16 protein-coding genes are annotated in these 18,953 nt (G+C 50.5%); 13 read left to right on the top strand and 3 right to left on the bottom strand.

What is annotated here, in order from left to right; all coding sequences use genetic code 11:
* The first annotated feature begins 54 nt into the window (after positions 1-54).
* The 5 genes from B0D95_RS13625 (at position 55) to B0D95_RS13605 (ending at position 3,969) form a co-directional block, all read left to right on the top strand.
* Complete coding sequence (locus B0D95_RS13625) at positions 55-624, top strand: Sua5/YciO/YrdC/YwlC family protein (RefSeq protein WP_078044404.1); 570 nt, start codon at positions 55-57, stop codon at positions 622-624.
* A 120-nt stretch (positions 625-744) separates the two neighbouring features.
* Entirely contained in the window at positions 745-1,665 is a 921-nt protein-coding gene (gene hemF, locus B0D95_RS13620) for an oxygen-dependent coproporphyrinogen oxidase (protein ID WP_078044403.1), read from the top strand.
* 91 nt (positions 1,666-1,756) lie between these two features.
* Entirely contained in the window at positions 1,757-2,587 is an 831-nt protein-coding gene (gene aroE, locus B0D95_RS13615; protein ID WP_078044402.1) for a shikimate dehydrogenase, read from the top strand.
* A 4-nt stretch (positions 2,588-2,591) separates the two neighbouring features.
* The gene (locus tag B0D95_RS13610) at positions 2,592-3,521 is read left to right on the top strand and encodes an amino acid ABC transporter substrate-binding protein (RefSeq protein WP_149867916.1); all 930 of its coding nucleotides are present in this window, start codon (positions 2,592-2,594) and stop codon (positions 3,519-3,521) included.
* A gap of 22 nt (positions 3,522-3,543) precedes the next feature.
* The gene (locus B0D95_RS13605; protein ID WP_078044400.1) at positions 3,544-3,969 is read left to right on the top strand and encodes a YqaA family protein; all 426 of its coding nucleotides are present in this window, start codon (positions 3,544-3,546) and stop codon (positions 3,967-3,969) included.
* Here B0D95_RS13605 and B0D95_RS13600 read toward each other — a convergent pair.
* Positions 3,963-4,883, bottom strand: a complete 921-nt coding sequence (locus tag B0D95_RS13600; RefSeq protein WP_078044399.1) for a LysR family transcriptional regulator — start codon at positions 4,881-4,883, stop codon at positions 3,963-3,965. The two genes, B0D95_RS13605 and B0D95_RS13600, sit on opposite strands and share 7 nt — an antisense overlap.
* Before the next feature lie 175 nt (positions 4,884-5,058).
* Between B0D95_RS13600 and B0D95_RS13595 the strand changes: the two genes are divergently transcribed.
* Together B0D95_RS13595 and B0D95_RS13590 are read left to right on the top strand one after the other, a co-directional pair.
* The gene (locus tag B0D95_RS13595) at positions 5,059-5,493 is read left to right on the top strand and encodes a DoxX family protein (RefSeq protein ID WP_078044398.1); all 435 of its coding nucleotides are present in this window, start codon (positions 5,059-5,061) and stop codon (positions 5,491-5,493) included.
* A gap of 86 nt (positions 5,494-5,579) precedes the next feature.
* Positions 5,580-6,272 (top strand): pirin family protein, encoded by a 693-nt coding sequence (locus tag B0D95_RS13590; protein ID WP_078044397.1) that lies wholly within the window; start codon positions 5,580-5,582, stop codon positions 6,270-6,272.
* Positions 6,273-6,274: 2 nt separating this feature from the next.
* Here the strand turns inward: B0D95_RS13590 and B0D95_RS13585 are convergent, their stop codons facing one another.
* Positions 6,275-6,946 carry a fumarylacetoacetate hydrolase family protein gene (locus tag B0D95_RS13585; RefSeq protein ID WP_078044396.1) on the bottom strand — a complete coding sequence of 224 codons (672 nt, stop codon included), beginning with the start codon at positions 6,944-6,946 and terminating at the stop codon, positions 6,275-6,277.
* Positions 6,943-7,497: a gamma carbonic anhydrase family protein gene (locus tag B0D95_RS13580; RefSeq protein WP_078044395.1), complete on the bottom strand. Its 555-nt coding sequence runs from the start codon at positions 7,495-7,497 to the stop codon at positions 6,943-6,945. Before B0D95_RS13580 ends, B0D95_RS13585 begins: the two co-directional genes overlap by 4 nt.
* A gap of 82 nt (positions 7,498-7,579) precedes the next feature.
* Between B0D95_RS13580 and prlC the strand changes: the two genes are divergently transcribed.
* From prlC to B0D95_RS13550, 6 genes are all read left to right on the top strand, one after another.
* Positions 7,580-9,637: an oligopeptidase A gene (prlC, locus tag B0D95_RS13575; protein ID WP_078044394.1), complete on the top strand. Its 2,058-nt coding sequence runs from the start codon at positions 7,580-7,582 to the stop codon at positions 9,635-9,637.
* A complete protein-coding gene (locus tag B0D95_RS13570) occupies positions 9,637-9,891 on the top strand; it encodes a YheV family putative zinc ribbon protein (protein ID WP_078044393.1) in 255 nt (84 codons plus the stop codon). The genes prlC and B0D95_RS13570 overlap by 1 nt, the downstream gene beginning before the upstream one ends.
* Before the next feature lie 368 nt (positions 9,892-10,259).
* Entirely contained in the window at positions 10,260-13,277 is a 3,018-nt protein-coding gene (locus B0D95_RS13565) for a TonB-dependent receptor (protein WP_078044392.1), read from the top strand.
* A 155-nt stretch (positions 13,278-13,432) separates the two neighbouring features.
* Positions 13,433-14,158, top strand: a complete 726-nt coding sequence (locus B0D95_RS13560; RefSeq protein ID WP_078044391.1) for a SapC family protein — start codon at positions 13,433-13,435, stop codon at positions 14,156-14,158.
* A gap of 215 nt (positions 14,159-14,373) precedes the next feature.
* Complete coding sequence (locus B0D95_RS13555; RefSeq protein WP_246841792.1) at positions 14,374-15,807, top strand: tryptophan halogenase family protein; 1,434 nt, start codon at positions 14,374-14,376, stop codon at positions 15,805-15,807.
* 338 nt (positions 15,808-16,145) lie between these two features.
* Complete coding sequence (locus B0D95_RS13550) at positions 16,146-18,881, top strand: TonB-dependent receptor (protein ID WP_078044389.1); 2,736 nt, start codon at positions 16,146-16,148, stop codon at positions 18,879-18,881.
* The last annotated feature ends 72 nt before the right edge of the window (positions 18,882-18,953 follow it).

Genomic DNA, 18,953 nt, shown 5'->3' with positions numbered 1-18,953 from the left:
CGCGCCAGACGGCACCGCCGCCGGATGTTGATACAGCCTCACAGGTAATTGCTTATGCTCGATTGGTCGATTCACCCCCGCGTTCAATATGCTTCCCGCCAAATGCGTTTTGGTGGCGTAGTTGCCTACCCGACAGAAGCCGTCTGGGGCTTGGGTTGTAATCCGTTTGATGAGTTGGCGGTGACTGAGTTGCTGGCGTTGAAATCGCGTCCGGTGCAAAAAGGGCTGATCCTGGTGGCGGCGAGTTTCCAGATGTTCGCTCCTTTTCTCGATCATTTAGATGATCTTCAGCGCCAACGCTTGAAAAACAGCTGGCCGGGGCCCATCACCTGGCTGGTGCCTGCCAATGGGCTAATTCCCTATTGGATCAGCGGTAACTTCACCAGTGTCGCCCTGCGTGTCACCGATCACCCGGTTGCTGCAGGCCTGTCGCGCGCGTTTGGCGGGCCCATAGTCTCCACCTCTTGCAACCCCCAGGGGCGTGAACCGGCGCGGGATATCCATCAAGTGCATCGTTACTTTGGCAATCAGTTATCGGCGATTACCGCCGGTGCTGTTGGCAAGCGCAAAAATCCCTCCGAGATTCGCGATTTGCTCACGGGCGATATTGTTCGCCCCAGTTAGGTTTTCGCGCCGCCCGCCTTTTTTTGGCATTTCTGTAGTACTGCTTTGCTATGTGGCTGAGTAGAATGGCGGCCTTTTAGGCTCGTCTATACTAGACCTTCTTATTCGCAAGGATTTCCTATGAGCAATTCCCATGGGCCCGATAAAGCAGCAGTAAAAGCCTACCTGCTTGACCTGCAAGACCGCATTTGTGCTGCACTGGCGGCGGAAGATGGCGGCGCCGACTTTGTTGAAGACGCCTGGACTCGCGCCGAAGGTGGCGGCGGTCGCTCGAGGGTGATAACCCATGGCAAGGTGATTGAGAAAGGCGGTGTGAATTTTTCCCATGTCCACGGCACCCAAATGCCTGCTTCAGCCACGGCCCATCGCCCGGAACTGGCAGGGCGTGCTTTTGAGGCCATGGGGGTGTCGCTGGTGATTCACCCGCACAATCCCTACGTGCCCACCAGTCACGCCAATGTGCGTTTTTTTATCGCTGAAAAAGAGGGCGCGCCGCCTGTGTGGTGGTTCGGTGGCGGCTACGATTTAACGCCCTATTATGGCAATGAAGCTGATGTTATTCATTGGCACCAGACCGCCAAAAACGCCTGTGATCCTCTGGGTGAACACCTCTACCCTAAATTCAAAACCTGGTGCGACGATTACTTTTTTCTCAAGCACCGCGGTGAAGCGCGCGGTGTGGGCGGTTTATTTTTTGATGACTACAACGCGAACAGCTTTGAGCACAGCTTTGCGTTGATGCGCGCGGTGGGCGACAGCTACGTGCCCGCCTACCAGCCCATTGTTAATGCGCGTAAAGATCAGCCGTTTACGGAACGCGAGCGCGATTTCCAACTCTATCGCCGTGGTCGCTACGTGGAATTTAACCTGGTCTATGACCGCGGCACCCTGTTCGGTTTGCAAACCGGCGGGCGCACGGAATCGATTCTAATGTCGCTGCCGCCACTGGTGCGCTGGGAATACAATTGGCAACCGGAAGCGGGCAGTGCAGAAGCAGAACTCTACGAAAAATTTTTACCTCATCGCGATTGGTTGAAATAAAAATAATGTAGGTTGCAGCGCAGTTGAGTAAACCATTCGACAAGTGAATACACCGCGTGAACCCCTAACGCGAATAGACAACGGATACCCCATGACAGATTTGTATGCCGTTTTTGGCAACCCGATTAATCACAGCAAGTCCCCCGCTATCCATCGCCAGTTTGCCGAGCAGACCGGGCAGGATATGCATTACAACAAACAGCTGGTGAATGAAGGTGAATTTGAAACTGCCGCGCAAGAATTTTTTGCGCAGGGCGGCAAAGGCTTAAACATTACTGTGCCGTTTAAATTAAATGCGTTTTCATTTGCACAGAAGCGCACGTCACGTGCAGAGCGTGCAGGTGCGGTAAATACGCTGGCAAAACTCAGTGATGGCACCATCCTTGGCGACAACACCGATGGCATCGGCATGATTCACGATATGCACAACCTCGGCTGGGAATTGGAAGGCAAGCGCGTATTAATTCTTGGCGCGGGCGGCGCTGTGCGCGGTATTTTGCAGCCCCTGTTGGAAGAACATCCGGCACAGGTGGTGATTGCCAATCGCACCCTGGAAAAAGCGGAAGCCCTGGCAAAAAGTTTCCTCGATCTGGGCGACATCAGTGCAAAAAGTTTTGCGCAACTCAATGGCGACCATTTTGATATAGTGATTAACGGTACTTCTGCCAGTATGCAGGGTGAGTTGCCACCACTGCCGGATAATCTGCTCGCCGCCAACGCCTGCTGCTACGACATGATGTACGCCGCAGAGCCAACCGTATTTCTAAACTGGGCCGCAGCGCAGGGCGCGGCGCACACTACTGATGGTTTGGGCATGTTAATTGGCCAGGCTGCCGAGGCATTTTATGTATGGCGACAAATTCGCCCCGAAGTTGTGCCGGTGATTACGGCCCTGCGTCGGCAGTTAGCGGAGAAAAAATAACCCGGTGATGTGGATCTTAACCCTGCCCAGCGTTCAATCGGGGAGTGCGAGTATTTGGCGCGCCGACCGTTTGTTACGCCGGTGGGGTGCACTTACATTGCTGCTATTGGGGGTTAGCCTATCGTTGGGCAGCGCGGTGGCGAGTACCTCGTCAGTCTCGCCAGTGCTCACCGTTACTCTCTCTGGCAATGGCATTACCAATACAAACGATCCCTATGCCTATTATGTGAATATGCTGCGTTTGGCATTGGAAAAGACCCGGGCTACCGATGGCGATTTTGACATTAACTTTCACGACCACGGCGGCGGAATTGAACGCGACAGGGCGATGTTAATTGCCGGTGCTGGCATCGATGCTATGTGGGCCTCAGTGACGCGCGAGCGCGCGGAAAAATTGCGCGTAATCGATATCGATTTATTGAAAGGTTTGAATAATTATCGCGCCTTATTAATTCACCAGAATAACAAAGCGCGATTCGCCAGCGTAAAAACACTGCATGATTTAAAGAAATTCAAAACCGGCACCGGCCCCTATTGGACGGATGGGATTATCCTCAAGGACAACGGCTTTATGCTCACCTATGGTTCCAATTACGGTGGGCTATTTAAAATGCTCAGCTTGCGGCGCTTTGATTTTTTCTCGCGCGGGCTGCATGAAATTTACAGCGACCTCGCGGCCTATGGCGATTTGGGTTTGATACAGGCACCACACCTGTTACTCAAATACGATCACCCGGTTCACTACTGTTTTTTTGTGAACAAAGAAAATAAGGCACTGGCCGATAGAATTGAGCGCGGCTTGCGTCTGGCGCTGGCGGATGGCTCGTTTGATGCGTTGTTTTTTAGCATGCCCGGTTTTCAATACGGCTATTCGTTGTTGCGTGATGCGCAGCAGCAGGTGTTAGTCATTCACAATAAAACCAATCTGCAATAAATACAGTGAGTGCGGTTTGACTATGGTGTATGCCAGTTTATTTTTGACCGCCTTCATCGCTGCAACATTGTTTCCACTCTCTTCTGAAGCCTTATTGGCGACACTCTTGTATCAAGGTTATTCACCTTTTCTGTTGTGGCTGGTTGCCACCAGCGGTAATACCCTCGGTTCCTGTGTGAATTGGTATTTGGGGCGTGAATGTTTGCGCTGGCAAGATAAAAAATGGTTTCCATTTTCGCCTGCACAACTGGCACGTGCGCAACAACAGTTTCAGCGCTATGGCGTCTTGTCTCTGCTGTTCGCCTGGTTGCCTGTGGTTGGTGACCCGCTGACTTTCTTTGCCGGTGTAATGCGTATTCGCTTTTGGCAATTCGTTGTGTTGGTTGCTCTCGGCAAATCCCTGCGTTATGCATTGGTTATCGCCCTCACCTTGGGGCTGATTCACTGAGTTGGCAATTGTGCGGTCTCGCTCCCAAACCAGTTGGCGTTCAGGCAGGCATCGATAAACCATTGCAGCGCCTTGCCGCCGTGGTCTTTGCGCCAAGCCAGATAGAGCGGAATATTGGGGCGCGGCACGCTGCATTCCAGCAAGACTAGATCGCCCCTGGCTATTTCCGCGCGAATCAAATGAGTGGGCAAAAAGCCCACGCCTACGCCCATCACTTGCGCCAGAATTTTTGCCGATGAATTCGCGACGCGGATGATTTGCCGGCTCTCCAATAACCCCGATGAGCGCCCCGGTGAGCTGAGTGAAGAGTCCCCGGCAACAATGGTGGGGAAGGCTTGAATGGCCGCCGCATCCACCGGCCCCTTGTGCAAACACAAGGGGTGATTGCGCGCCACAGCAAATACAAATTCCACTTCACCGAGCAAGCGATATTCAAAAACACCTTTAGGCAAATCGCCACTGGCACCCAGGGCCAGGTCGCAGCGTTCGGCGATCAGCGCATCCCAAGTGCCACCCAACACTTCCTCGCCGATATTGATCGCCACGCGTTTATCCAACTGATTAAACGCGTTGATCAGTTGCAGCAGTGGCGCCAGCGGCAGAATGGTGTCCTTGGCGATGCGCAGGCGGGTCTCCCAACCGGACTCCAGTTGTTGAACGGCATCCTCAATCGCGCTGGCGGCTTGCAGCAACTGGCGCCCCTGATCCAGTAGCAGGCGACCGGCAGCGGTGAGTTGGGCGCGCTGTTTACGGCGATCAAACAGGGTGATGCCCAAATCCGACTCCAGTTTTTGCACGGTATAGGACAGCGCCGAGGGCACCTTGAACAGGGCCTCTGCGGCGGCGCCGAAACTGCCTTTGCGGTCGATGGCATCCAATACCCGCAGGGCATCAAGGGTGATGGCGTGGTGCATAGCGAAGGGTTCTCAATGGGTGTTCAAAAAATTTGAACTAATGGCTCAAAATCTTCCGCTTTTTTCCTGCCAGGATCAAGCCTACTCTAGGCAACAAGTGAGGCGAAACGCGAAATCAACAACGCAAAAGCCCACATGAACCCTGATTTTTTATTCAAACTTTTTGGAGAACATCATGAGCATCATCAACAAAACACTGGCCACCAATAACTCCTTTTCAGCACTGGCCCTGCGCCTGCCTCTGGGCATCATCTTCGCCGCCCACGGCGCGCAAAAACTGTTCGGCTGGTTTGGCGGTTATGGCCTGCAAGGCACTGGTCAGTGGATGGAATCTATCGGCCTTGGCCCTGGCGTGCTGATGGCTGCACTGTCCGGTTCGGCGGAATTTTTTGGTGGTCTGGCGCTGATTCTGGGTTTGCTGATTCGCCCGGCGGCACTGGTACTGGCGGTGACCATGTTGGTGGCGATTTTCACCGTACACATCAGCAATGGCCTGTTTATGAGCAATAACGGTTACGAATTTGGTCTGGCGTTGTTGGCCGGTACAGTATCCCTGCTGATCTCCGGTGGTGGTCGCGCCAGTATCGATCGCCTGCTGGCCAAGCACTGAGTAGCAGGACTGATACAGGCGTAACAAACACAATTCGCTATTCGCAGCGCCAATGGGGGCGCTGCCGGTAAAAAATGAGGTGACCTATGATCAGTATTCGACGCAGTAATGAACGCGGTGGCGCCAACTTTGGTTGGCTCGATAGCAAGCACACCTTTTCATTTGGCAACTATTACGACGAGCGCCATATGGGCTTTTCTGCCCTGCGGGTAATCAACGATGATCGCGTCACCCCCGGTGCCGGTTTTGCCACTCACGGTCATCGCGACATGGAAATTATCAGCTATGTGCTGGATGGTGAAATCGCCCATAAGGACAGCGAGGGCAATGTGGCTACCCTGCCGCCGGGTGAGTTCCAGTTGATGTCGGCGGGCAGTGGAATTCGCCACAGCGAATTCAATCCATCCGACACCAAGCCCCTGCACTTTTTGCAGATCTGGATTCAGCCAAATGTGTACGGTGAGGCGCCGGGTTACCAGCAAAAAGATTTTGGTCGCAACAAAGGCCTGACCCTGGCGGTAAGCCCGGACGGTGCCGAGGGCAGTTTGGTTATCAAGCAGGATGCACGGGTGTATCAACTGTTGCTGGATGCCCACAGCCAGGCGGAGCTACCCGCCTCCACCAAACGCCACTATTACGTGCATGTGATCAAAGGCGAGTTGTTGGTGGATGGCGAGTTGGTAACGCCGGGCGATGGTGCCAAGCTGACCCGTATCGACCACTTGGCGTTGCAAGCGCAAGCCAAAGCCGTACAGGCGCTGGTATTTGATTTGCCTTGAGGCTAGGCCGCGACAACCTGCAAGCGGAGCTCCTCTGTAAAGCCTTCAAGACGGGCGACCAATTCGTCGCCCGGTTCTACCGGCCCCACACCGGCGGGTGTGCCGGTAAAAATCAAATCCCCCGCTTCCAGCCGAACATAGCGCGACACTTCGGCAATTAATGCCGGAATTGACCACACCATATCGCGCCAGTCGCCACGCTGCACTTCGCGGCCATTACGCGTTAATACCAGCTCGCCAAAGGGCTCCAAATCCGCCAGGGATGCACGCTGAATCGCGCTGCAAGGGGCTGAGCCATCAAAGCCTTTAGCCAGTTCCCAGGGGCGGCCCATGGCTTTTGCGGCTTTCTGGATATCGCGACAGGTCATATCCAACCCCAGCGCAAAGCCTGCTACCCATTCACCGGCCTGATCTTCAGCGATCTGATAGCCGGATTTGCCAATCGCAATCACCAGTTCCAGCTCGTGTTCAACCTGCTGCGAGTAGTGTGGGTAGATAAAATCGGCCCCATTCTGCGCCAGTGCACTCTGCGGCTTGAAGAAGAAAAACGGCGGTTCGTGTTCCGGATCATGGCCCATTTCGCGCGCGTGTTCAGCGTAGTTGCGACCAATGCAGATAATTTTATTCACCGCAAAGGTGTCTGTGCTGTCGAGGATTGGCAATAAATACTTCATTCGTTGTCCTGAGTAGTGCCGTCTTGCAGGTAGGCATCTTTTAATTTCACGTAATTGGTCGCCGAGTAGGTAAAGAAGCGGCGTTCGGATTCCTTCAGCGGGCGGATTTGTTTTGCGGGCGAGCCTACATAGAGAAAGCCGGATTCCAGCCGCTTGCCCGGAGGCACCAGTGAACCGGCGCCAATCACCACCTCATCCTCCACCACGGCGCCATCGAGGATGGTTGAGCCTATGCCGACTAACACCCGGTTGCCGATAGTGCAGCCGTGCAGGCACACAGAATGGCCGACAGTCACATCGTCGCCAATGGTGAGCGGGTGGCCGGCAGGGTTGTAATCGCTGGCGTGGGTGATGTGCAGTACCGAACCGTCCTGCACGCTGGTACGTGCGCCAATGCGAATGCGGTGCATATCGCCGCGAATCACCACACAGGGCCAGACGGAGCTGTCATCGCCTAGCACCACATCGCCAATGACCACCGCCGATTCATCTACCAGCACCCGCGCGCCCAATTGCGGTTGCAGGCCTTGGAAACTTCTTATCGCGCCCATAGTTATGCTCCTGAAAATGCGTGTCTTTAATGGGTGTATGATACGCCAAACCCCGCCGATTTTCGTTTTACGGAGCCAGTGCATGACCAATCCCCTGTTAGTTTCCCACCGCTTGCCCCCCTTTAGTGCGATCAAGCCGGAACATGTCACCCCGGCAATCAGCAGCTTGGTGGCCGATGGTCGCGCCCAGTTGCAACAGCTGTTGGCGGCAAACCCGGTGCCCACGTGGGACACGCTAATCGCACCACTGGAAAACCAGGGCGATAAGCTCGATCAAGCCTGGGCGCCCGTAAGCCATTTAAATGCAGTCGCCAACAGCGATGAACTGCGCGCTGCCTACACCGAAAGCGTCGCCTTACTCACTGAATACTCTACCGAGTTCAGTCAAAACGAAGCGCTCTACCAAGCCTATCAACAACTGGCAGACAGTGCGGAGTTCGCCAGGCTCAGTCAGGCGCAGCAACAATCAATCAATAATGCCCTGCGCGATTTCCGTTTGGGCGGTGTCGCCTTGAATGCAGCCGATAAAAAACGCTTTGGCGATATTCAAAAACGCCTCTCAGAGCTCTCCACCCAATTTTCCAACAACGTGCTGGATGCAACCCAGGCCTGGTACAAACAATTTGACGATGTCACGGCGCTGACCGGGTTGCCCGAATCGGCGTTAGCCCAAGCGGCGCAGGCCGCCGCGCAAAAAAATCTCAGCGGCTACGTGATCACCCTCGATTTCCCGTCCTACTACGCGGTGATGATGTATGCGGAAAATCGTGCACTGCGCGAAGAGATGTATACCGCCTATGTGACACGCGCGTCAGCAGCAGGCAAAAAAGCCGATGGCTCCGCCGCCGCAGAATGGGACAACTCGGCGCTGATCGCCGAAACCCTGGCGCTGCGCCACGAGCTTGCGCAACTGCTCGGTTTTGCGAATTACGCCGAGCGTTCACTGGCGAGTAAAATGGCCGAGTCCACTGAGCAGGTAATCCAGTTTTTAAACGAACTCGCGCAAAAGTCCAAACCCTTTGCGGAGCGCGATTATCAAGAGCTGCGCGACTTTGCCGCCGCACAAGGCTGTGCCGATTTGCAAGCTTGGGACACTACTTACTACAGCGAAAAATTGCGTGTGGAAAAATACGCCGTGTCGCAAGAAGAATTGCGCGCTTATTTCCCGGCAGAAAAAGTGATCGCAGGCATGTTTGAAGTGGTACGGCGGTTGTTTGGAATTGAGGTAAAACAAATCGCCGAGTTTGATACTTATCACCCGGATGTACGCTTCTATCACATTGAAAAAAACGGCGAGCAGGTAGCGAGTTTTTATCTCGATTTATTTGCGCGCGACAAAAAACGCGGCGGCGCCTGGATGGCCGATTGTCGTGTGCGCCGCAAAACCGAAAACGGTGTGCAATTACCGGTAGCATTTTTAACCTGCAATTTTACCCCGCCAGTAGGAAACAAACCGTCATTGTTGACCCATGATGAAGTCACCACTTTGTTCCACGAATTTGGCCATGGCTTACATCACATGCTTACCCAAATTGATGTCGCTGCCGTGAGTGGCATTAACGGCGTAGCTTGGGATGCGGTGGAATTACCAAGTCAATTTATGGAGAACTGGTGTTGGGAGCCGGAAGCGATTCCATTAATTTCCGGTCACTATGAAACCGGTGAGCCGCTGCCACAACCCTTGCTGGATAAAATGCTTGCCGCCAAAAACTTCCAGTCCGGTTTGCAAATGATTCGCCAGATTGAATTTTCATTGTTCGATTTCCGGTTGCACGCCGAGTACAACCCGGCCGCCCCACAATCGGCGCAAACAGTTTTAAATCAGGTACGTGAACAGGTCGCTGTCATCAAGCCGCCCGCGTTTAATCGCTTTGAAAATAGTTTCAGCCACATTTTTGCTGGCGGTTATGCTGCAGGCTACTACAGCTACAAATGGGCAGAAGTATTGTCGGCAGATGCCTACTCGCGTTTTGAAGAAGAAGGGATTTTTAACGCACAAACGGGCGAAAGTTTTCTGCAGGAAATTTTGCAGCAAGGTGGTAGCAAAGTGCCGATGGATTTATTTAAAAACTTCCGTGGCCGTGAACCACAAATTGATGCGCTCCTGCGTCACTCCGGCATAGTTGTGGAGGCTGCATAATGGCTTACAGCACGAAACGTCGGTTTGTCGCAGGTGCGGTATGTCCGCGCTGTTCGGAATTGGATAAGTTGGTTGTCTACAGTGAGGACGGCAAAGACTACCGCGAATGTATTGCTTGTGGTTTTAAGGATGAAATGCGTTTTAAGATTAAAAATCGCGAATTAGAAACGCGCGTTAATCAAACAGAAGACGATAAGCACGTTGTACAAGTCGTTAATATTTTGCCTTTTTCTGTAGATAAGTCCGATAAATAATCTCCTGGTGCCCACCTTCATGTGGGGGTGGGCACTGTCGCTGTTTTCCACCATTTTTTACACATTGTGTATTCTCGTAACAGATCAAAACAATTCTAAACATCTTTGGTTATTTTATGTTGTTGTCAATATGAACATATGATACTTGTATGGCACCATTTCAGCGGATTGGTTATCACCGGTGTGAGAACTGGTTTTTATCATTAGTGAGTGTTGATCGATACTGCTGAGAGGTTTTTGATGAGAATGGATGAGTTGCCAACCAGAACTTTTGGTGTGTTCTTTTTCGGTTAAGGAGTTTAACCACCCAAAGTTAACTACATCCTCGGGCTGACATACACGATAACAATTTCCAGGAGAGTTGCTCCATGAACAAAACAGCACGCTTTAATAAGAAACTCATTGCTTCAGCAATCGCATCGACCATGTTAAGTGGTTTGGGTGGTTATGCTGTAGCACAAGACGACAACCTCGAAGAGGTTATGGTAACAGGTATTCGTGCCAGCCTTGAGGCATCGGCAGACACCAAGCGTAACTCGGCTGGTGTAGTTGATGCCATCAACTCTGAAGACATGGGTAAATTCCCCGATACTAACCTCGCAGAATCATTACAACGTATTACCGGTGTATCTATCAGTCGTGTTAACGGCGAAGGTTCGGAAGTGACTGTACGTGGCTTTGGCGGCGATAACAATATGATCACTCTGAACGGCCGTATGATGCCAGCGGCGAATGCCTATGGCGGCGGCAGTGGCTCCGGTGGTACTCGTGGCGGCGCAACCCGCGCCTTTGACTTTGCCAACCTTGCCTCTGAAAGCGTGAGCGCGGTAGAAGTGTATAAAACCAGCAAAGCGAATATTGCCACAGGCGGTATTGGTGCAACGGTAAACATCAAAACGGCTCGCCCGCTCGACAATGGCGGTTTTAAAGCCAGCATTGGCGGTAAGGCAGTAATGGATTCTACCAACCGCACTGGTGATGATGTAACGCCAGAACTTTCCGGTATTGTGAGCTGGGCGGACGATAGTGATATGTTTGGTGTATCACTGACTGCCAGCCAACAAAAACGTGATTTCGGTAACTCTAACGCTACTGTAAATGATTGGAATATCGGTCGTTGGGGTACCAATAATCTCTATTCTTTTGCCGATGATGCAGAAATTATCAATGCACCGGATGAAGGCCAGCTTTATGCGCGTCCTAACGATATTCGCTATGCATTCTCCGATTCGCAGCGTGAGCGCACCAATGCTCAGTTGACCTTGCAGTTCAGGCCACAAGAAAATCTGACCACAACTGTTGACTACACCTACGCGGAAAACAATATTTCCGAGCATCGCGGTGAAGCTACTATCTGGTTTGCCAACGGTAACTCGGTAGATCGTTTGGAGTTTGATAACTCGCCTGTTGCTTCTCCAATAATTATTTCTGAAAAGCTCAGTGGTAAAGATCACGGTTTTGAGCAGCAATACCGTGAGCAGACCAATACATTGGAATCGACAGGTTTGAACGTCGAGTGGCAAGTAAATGACCGCTTCTCTCTGGCGTTGGATGCGCATGATTCCAGCATGGAAAGCTTGCCAACTGGCCCAGGTAAATCCGGTGAAATTGCATTCAGTATGGGGGCACCAGTATTAGCCTCACAAGTTGTTAACTACAGTGGCGACCTGCCCACATATCAAATTGTTGTTGATGACAGTGTCCGCGGCAATAATAACGGTGTCCTCGATAAAGGTGATATAGGATCGCAAGTTGCACGTATTTTCTATGCTGCACAAAAAACTGATATTACCCAAGTGAAAATTGACGGTGGTTTTGAGTTTGAAGACGGTCGTTTTGAATTCGGTGTTGAATCGCGTTCAATGGAAACCACGCAACAAGCATCTGACCGTTACATGGGCTTGGGTGACTGGGGTATTGCCAGCCCAGGTGAAATTCCTGCTGACTTGATTCAGGACTTCAACCTTGCTGGTGAGTATGACGATTACAATACCTCTGCTTCATCGCAAATTGGTTTCAAAGGTGATGCAATTGCTTTGACTCAATGGGGTGTTGATAAATACGGTACATCGGCAAACGGTTATGCGCTTGCCTACAATCCTGATTTCTCACAAAACAACATTGTGAAAGAAGACACCGATGCCTTCTACTTCCAGGTTGCGGTTAAGGGTGAGTTGGCGGGTATGGAAACCAATTATTTGACTGGTTTCCGCTATGAAACAACCGATGTGTACTCTAGTTCTGATTCGCTGTTGCCGCGCTATTTGTTGTGGCAAGACAACAACGACTTCCAAACTGTCAGAGAGAGCACTGTGACTGTGTTATCTGGCAAAACAAGCTACGATCACCTGTTGCCAAGCGTGGACTTCGATATTGCATTGCGCGAGGATTTGAAAGGTCGTGTGTCTTATAGTAAAACCATCGCTCGTGCAGGTTATGGTGATTTGCAAGCTTCTGTCAGTAACTATGGGACCATTGGTTCTACTTATCTGGGTTCACGTCCAACGGCTAACGAAGGTAACCCGCAGTTGGTGCCCTTGGAGTCGAACAACTTTGACGTATCCCTTGAGTGGTATTACGACGATTCAAGCTATGCATCTGTCGGTTTGTTTGAAAAACGTGTAGCCAACTTTGTGGGTACTGAGCAGGTTGATAAAAACCACTTTGGTGTGTTGGATCAAACCAATGGCCCTCGTGCACAAGCTGCCGCAGAAGCCTTGATTGCCCGCGATATCCCAGTGGATGACACATCACTGTTTGTGATGATGGCGGTATTGGATAATCCAACCGCATTCCCCGGCGGTGCAAATGATTATGTCAACTCATCGCAGTTCCAGATTGATGTTGCTACTGCCTATGATTTGATTCCTGTTGCAGGCGATCCGGAAATGGTGTTCCGTACCTCTACTCCGGTTAACAATAAAGAAGCCAAAATTTACGGCGCTGAATTCGCTGTTCAACACTTCTTTGGTGATACCGGTTTTGGTGTACAAGCGAACTACACCTTGGTGCGCGGTGATATTGGCTTTAGCGATGTGACTGATCCAAGTGTTTCACAGTTCGCCTTAACCGGTTTGAGTGATACTGCTAACATCGTTGCCATCTATGAAAACGATGCATTCCAAGCTCGTCTGGCGTACAACTGGCGTGACAAGTACCTCAGTGCAACTAACCGTGGTAACTCCAAAAACCCATTGTACGTAGAGGCTTACTCACAAATTGACTTGAACGTTAGCTACAATGTTAACGAGCAGCTGACAGTATTCTTTGAAGGTTTGAACCTGACCGAAGAAAATATTCGTCAGTATGGCCGCTCAGAAAGTCAATTGTGGTACCTTGAAGACTTGGGAGCTCGTTATCAAATTGGTGCACGTTATAACTTCTAATCTGCAAGTCATGTAGTGGATTTGATTCGTTGTTCCAATGAAAAGACCGCTCTCGTAGCGGTCTTTTTTTTGCTCGAGAAATTGTCCTCGCAGCAGGCAGCATTCCATTAATGTCACAATAATTTATCGATGACGGAGTATTATTCGGAGCAGTTATGGCAAAACATGTATTACTCAATAATATTGCCCACAAAGACCTCAAGATCATCACTCAATATTCGGCGCGCTTTGGCGATAATCTTGGTAGTACTCTGACCTTTCCTACGGAATTTGGTGATATACAGCGCGAATACCCCATTTTATTTCGCAAGGAATCGGCTAATGGAAAATTCCAATCGGTAGTACTTCTTGGCTTTAAACCAGACGAAAATTTATTTCTCGATGAATTCCGCGGTTGGCAAGCTGACTATATTCCGGCAGTCATTGAGCGCGGTCCTTTTTTAATTGGTTTTCAGGATCAACGCGTCGATGGTGGTTCAGAGCGGGCGCCAGTAGTACATGTGGACTTGGATAATCCGCGCGTGAGTGAAATTGAGGGTAAGGCGGTTTTTCTGGAGCACGGAGGCATAAGTCCCTACCTTGATCGTATCAATCAATTATTGCTACGCATCTATGAAGGAATGCAAATCAGTGATGCTATGTTCGACGCGTTTTTAGCGCTGGATTTACTAGAACCTGTCACGCTTGAGATTCAAATCAATGAGCGCGAACAATATTGCCTACAAGGCAATTACACTATCAGTGCATCAAAGTTGGCGGCATTAGGTGATAAGGATATAGCGCACTTGCATCGCTCCGGATTTTTGCGCTGTGCGTATTTGGCGATGGAATCACTTGGCAATATTCAACGATTGATCCAGCTCAAAAATACGCGCACGTAATGCTGGCCTAATAGGTGAAGAACGCATAAATAATTTATATCGTAATCGCTTGTGACTAACTATTAACAGCTGGAAAATGGCTACATCCTTAGCGTCTGGATGCAGCAAGATATACTCATTCAATAGTCACAACAGTTAATGCAACCCAGGAGTCTCTTGTGCACGCAAATTCCGTTAAAAGGCTTGTGATTGCCGGTGGTGGTACCGCCGGTTGGATGGCGGCGGCTGCCTTTGCTAAAAAATTCGGTGAGCTGCTTGAGATCACATTGGTGGAGTCTGATGAGATTGGCACTGTTGGCGTCGGTGAGGCGACTATTCCACCAATGAGGGTATTTCATAAATTGCTGGGAATTGATGAACAGGAATTTATGCGCGCGACCAAAGCCACCTTCAAGCTTGGGATTTCATTTGAAAATTGGGCAAGGCAAGGCGACAAGTATATTCACTCCTTTGGTAAAACGGGCAAAGAGACATGGCTGGGGGATTTTCATCATTTTTGGTTACGTAGTCGTGAATTGGGAATGGATTTTGAGTTTGGTGATTTTTGTCTGGAGTTTCAGGCGGCACAGGCAAATAAATTTTTTACCGGTCCGGGTGCAGATATTAATTATGCTTATCACTTGGATGCCTCGCGCTATGCCACATTTTTACGGGCGATGAGTGAAAAATACGGTGCAAAACGAATAGAGGGGAAAGTAATTGAAGTTAAGCAGGATCATGATACCGGGTTTATTTCGGCATTAGTGTTGGCTTCAGGAGTGGTAGTTGAGGGTGATTTTTTTATTGACTGCTCGGGATTTCGTGGTTTATTAATTGAGCAGACATTACGTACCGGGTACGAAGATTGGTCACAATGGCTGCCCTGTGATACCGCACTTGCGGTACAAACAGAATCGGTTGGTCCAGCGGTTCCCTATACGCGTGCTATTGCTCATCACGCTGGTTGGCAGTGGCAAATCCCTCTCCAGCATCGGGTAGGGAATGGCTTGGTGTATTGCAGCAATTTTATGACGGATGAGGAGGCGCGTGCGACGCTGTTGCAGAACATTAACGGCCCGCGAGTCAATGAGCCTCGGCTGATTAAATTTCGCACTGGTCGTCGCCGCAAAAGCTGGAATAAAAATTGTGTAGCCTTGGGCTTGGCGAGCGGTTTTATTGAGCCGCTGGAGTCGACCAGTATTCATTTATTTATTATGGCAATTACGCGCTTGATGCGCTTTTTTCCTTTCAGTGGTGTCGAGCCTGTCCTGGTTGATGAATATAATCGTGAAACGCTTGCGGAAATTGAGCCTATTCGCGACTTTGTCATCATGCATTACAAGGCAACCGAGCGTGATGATAGTCCATTCTGGCGTTACTGCAGAAATATGGAGGTGCCTGCAACTTTGGCGCATCGTATGAAGCTATTTAAAAAAACCGGGCATGCATATCAAGCACAAGGCGAGCTATTTCGAATCGATTCTTGGACCCAAGTATTATTTGGGCAGCGCGTTATGCCTGAGCAATATCATCATATTGCTCAGTTGATGAGTGAGCAGGAACTGCGGCAATTTTTAATGCGTATGAAAGAAAGTATCAGAGACGCTACCGAAAAATTGCCGCTTCATGAAGAATTTGTGCGGCAATATTGCCGTGCACAAATGGAATAACTATTCTGCGGAAGAGTTGTACTATTCCTTTTGCCTGGCAATAAAAATCCCCCTCAGGTTATTCCTGCAAGGGGGATTTTTATTTTAATCGATACATCCCCCTTCTGTTGCGATCTCCGCAGTAAAACCCCCGATATCCTGCTTATTGGCCATGAATCTGGCGTGGCGTAAAAAAGTGATTCTCCTGCCATCGTCTATTGACCCACTTGCATACAAGTAATAGTATTTGCAACCATAACCATGTATACAAGTGCACTACATGGCGTCAACCCCATGCGTCTCTGGCGTTTGGGTGTTGCAATAGCTAACAATAATCAGCAATCAGCGTGGAAACTCAGATGAATAAATACACAAAACCAATGTTTAAAATCAGCGTGCTTAGCCTTGCTATCGCTGCCAGTGCGCAAGCACAAGAGCAGGCGTTGGAAGAGATTGTGGTGACTGGTTATAAAGCGAGCTTGAAAAGCGCGCTGGATACCAAGCGCGACTCCAACGGTGTGGTAGACGCCATCAGCTCTGAAGATATAGGTAAATTCCCCGATACTAACCTCGCCGAATCCTTGCAGCGTATCACTGGTGTGTCGATTGACCGCAGTGGTGGTGAAGGTCGTCAGGTAACGGTGCGCGGCCTTGGCCCACAGTTCAATACTGTGCTGTTAAATGGTCGCCAAATGCCCAACGCTAACGCCAGCCGTGGTTTTAACTTTGATACGGTTGCTGCAGAAATGGTGAGTGGTGTTGAGGTGTACAAAACCTCAACAGCGACGACCCAGTCTGGTGGTATTGGTGCCACCATCAACGTAAAAACGGCTAAGCCACTGGACTTGGGTACCAAGTTTGCCGGTTCGGTAAAAGGCTTGAATGAAACCAACCTGGATGACGTTACCCCCGCCATTTCCGGTTTGGTAAGCACTACCTTCAACGACAATTTTGGTGTGCTGGCTGCTGTGAGCTATCAAGAGCGTCAATACCAGACCGATTCGGTAGAGCAGCGCCGTTGGGATTGGCGTTCTCGCCGCCCGGCAACCCAGGGGTCTTATCTGGTTCTGCCTGATGCGCAAGGCAACCCTATCAATGCCGATTTTTACCCTACCCAGACGGCGGTAAAACGTCAGGAATTTGAACGTGAGCGTTTGAACGGCAGCCTGGTATTTGAATACAAGCCAGCCGATAACCTGTCGATTACCCTCGATGCCCAGTACTCGGATTTGCAGCAGGAAGGCATGGAGTATGAAAGTGCCGCTTGGTATGGCTATGGCAATAACGAGCAGTACGAAATCGACGAAAACGCCACCATCGTCAACCGCACAGTGACCAATGCTGGCCTGGATTTCTTTGTTAACAACCCGGTTACCCAGGAGACTGGTTTAAGCACTGGCCTGGAAGTGGATTGGGATATCAGTGACTCCTCCAAACTGGTGCTGGGCTACAGTCAATCCAAAGCGGAAGCGCAGCCGGATAAGCAAGCCAATATCAGCCGCTCTGATGTTCAAGCTTCACCGCTGTCATTCACCTTTGAGATTCGCGATGACGTAGCCAGTCACTATTACGACAATACCGATATCTCGCTGGCCAATGCGCGTATCTGGCAATACGACGGTTACTCTGATCCACGTACTGATGAAATCAAGCAGTCGCGTGTGGATTACACCTTTACCGAAGACAGCCTGACAGTGAAAGCCGGTTTGATGTTCACCGATCAAACCAAAACCATTGAGCAGTACATGGCGAAGGCGGGCACTGTGTTGCAAGGCAAATACAACCTTGTTGGTGCCGATCCAGCCGCCAGTATCTATCGCTCGGTAGCTGACGCGCAAAACGCGGGTTACGCTGTAAAAACCATGAACCATGCGATTCTGGGCAATCTGGCGTATTTCTCCTTTGATCCGCTGGCGTTTAACGACTGGATAGCCTACGCACAGCAAGATGCTGGTGCCACCGCCGCACAGAAAGATGCAGCCAACTCGACATTGGAGCTTCAGCCTAACTGGTCTGAGATTAATGAGCAGACGACTGCTGTGTATGTTGAGGCGACCAAATCCTTTGATCTGAATGGCCGCGACTTGACCGTGGTGCTGGGTACTCGCTACGAAGATACCTCTGTCGATTCAACCTCTCTCGAGCAAACCCTGGTGTCGCTCACGCCACCAGCTGTTGCCGGTGAATCCTATACTCGAGTCTATGGTGATAGCGTTCCTTTCACCGATGGTGATGGCTACGATGTGTTCCTGCCTAACTTGTCTCTCAAATATGACTTGATGGATGATGTTGTTGTGCGCTTTGGTGCCTCTCGCACTATTACCCGTCCTGAGCTGAGTGACCTGAAGTCTGCACGTACGTTGGGTGATGTCAGAGAAGGGCAAACTGGTGTCGGTAGCGCGGGTAACCCGAACCTCAAGCCGTTTATGTCAGACAACTTTGATTTGTCGGCAGAGTGGTATGTTAACGATTTTGATTACGTCTCTATCGGTGCCTTCTCCAAATCTATCGACAACTTTGTGGTGACAGAAGGTTTGCCAGAAACCATTTCCGGCGTGATCGACCCATCAACCGGTCAGGATGTGGTCTATGAGATGCGTCGTCCACGCAACCTTGACACCAAAAAAGTCAGCGGTATTGAAGTTGGTGGTCAGCATATTTTTGGTGATACAGGTTTTGGCGTAATCGCCAACGCTACCTTCGTATTTGCTGATCCTGACTATGATTTCGAGACACCATTGGGCGAGATACCAACCGCCGATGCGGTTGTAGGTGTGAGCGATTCCGCCAACCTGGTGGGCTTCTATGAAAATGGTCCTTTCCAGATTCGTATTGCCTATAACTGGCGCGATTCGTTTGTTCGTGGCTTCCAGTACTACTACACCAGCACCAGTAACGAGCCGGTGGTAGTGGAAGATTACTCACAAATCGATATCTCCATGAGCTACGATTTAACTGACAACGTCAGCATCTTCCTGGAAGGCATCAACGTCACTGAGGAAGGTTCACGTATCCACGGTCGTGAAAAGAACCACATGTTCTACGTGGGTGAAGGCGTAGGCCGTTATGCGTTGGGCGTTAGAGCGAGCTTCTAATTTGAGAGCAGTTTAAACCTCTACCAACAAAAACCCCCGCATGTTGCCATGCGGGGGTTTTTTATTAGCTAG

It is taken from the genome of Cellvibrio sp. PSBB023 (genome assembly GCF_002007605.1).
In the GTDB taxonomy this organism is placed as follows: Bacteria; Pseudomonadota; Gammaproteobacteria; order Pseudomonadales; family Cellvibrionaceae; genus Cellvibrio.
The sequence above is the reverse complement of the archived record's forward strand: the minus strand, read 5'-3'. Positions and strand labels throughout refer to the sequence as shown.

Excerpts from the sequence above, each read along its gene's own strand:
- B0D95_RS13625 (WP_078044404.1), top strand. The coding sequence starts at position 55 with ATGCTCGATTGGTCGATTCACCCCCGCGTTCAATATGCTTCCCGCCAA.
- hemF (WP_078044403.1), top strand. The coding sequence starts at position 745 with ATGAGCAATTCCCATGGGCCCGATAAAGCAGCAGTAAAAGCCTACCTG.
- aroE (WP_078044402.1), top strand. The coding sequence starts at position 1,757 with ATGACAGATTTGTATGCCGTTTTTGGCAACCCGATTAATCACAGCAAG.
- B0D95_RS13605 (WP_078044400.1), top strand. The coding sequence starts at position 3,544 with ATGGTGTATGCCAGTTTATTTTTGACCGCCTTCATCGCTGCAACATTG.
- B0D95_RS13600 (WP_078044399.1), bottom strand. The coding sequence starts at position 4,883 with ATGCACCACGCCATCACCCTTGATGCCCTGCGGGTATTGGATGCCATC.
- B0D95_RS13595 (WP_078044398.1), top strand. The coding sequence starts at position 5,059 with ATGAGCATCATCAACAAAACACTGGCCACCAATAACTCCTTTTCAGCA.
- B0D95_RS13590 (WP_078044397.1), top strand. The coding sequence starts at position 5,580 with ATGATCAGTATTCGACGCAGTAATGAACGCGGTGGCGCCAACTTTGGT.
- B0D95_RS13585 (WP_078044396.1), bottom strand. The coding sequence starts at position 6,946 with ATGAAGTATTTATTGCCAATCCTCGACAGCACAGACACCTTTGCGGTG.
- B0D95_RS13580 (WP_078044395.1), bottom strand. The coding sequence starts at position 7,497 with ATGGGCGCGATAAGAAGTTTCCAAGGCCTGCAACCGCAATTGGGCGCG.
- prlC (WP_078044394.1), top strand. The coding sequence starts at position 7,580 with ATGACCAATCCCCTGTTAGTTTCCCACCGCTTGCCCCCCTTTAGTGCG.
- B0D95_RS13570 (WP_078044393.1), top strand. The coding sequence starts at position 9,637 with ATGGCTTACAGCACGAAACGTCGGTTTGTCGCAGGTGCGGTATGTCCG.
- B0D95_RS13565 (WP_078044392.1), top strand. The coding sequence starts at position 10,260 with ATGAACAAAACAGCACGCTTTAATAAGAAACTCATTGCTTCAGCAATC.
- B0D95_RS13560 (WP_078044391.1), top strand. The coding sequence starts at position 13,433 with ATGGCAAAACATGTATTACTCAATAATATTGCCCACAAAGACCTCAAG.
- B0D95_RS13555 (WP_246841792.1), top strand. The coding sequence starts at position 14,374 with ATGGCGGCGGCTGCCTTTGCTAAAAAATTCGGTGAGCTGCTTGAGATC.
- B0D95_RS13550 (WP_078044389.1), top strand. The coding sequence starts at position 16,146 with ATGAATAAATACACAAAACCAATGTTTAAAATCAGCGTGCTTAGCCTT.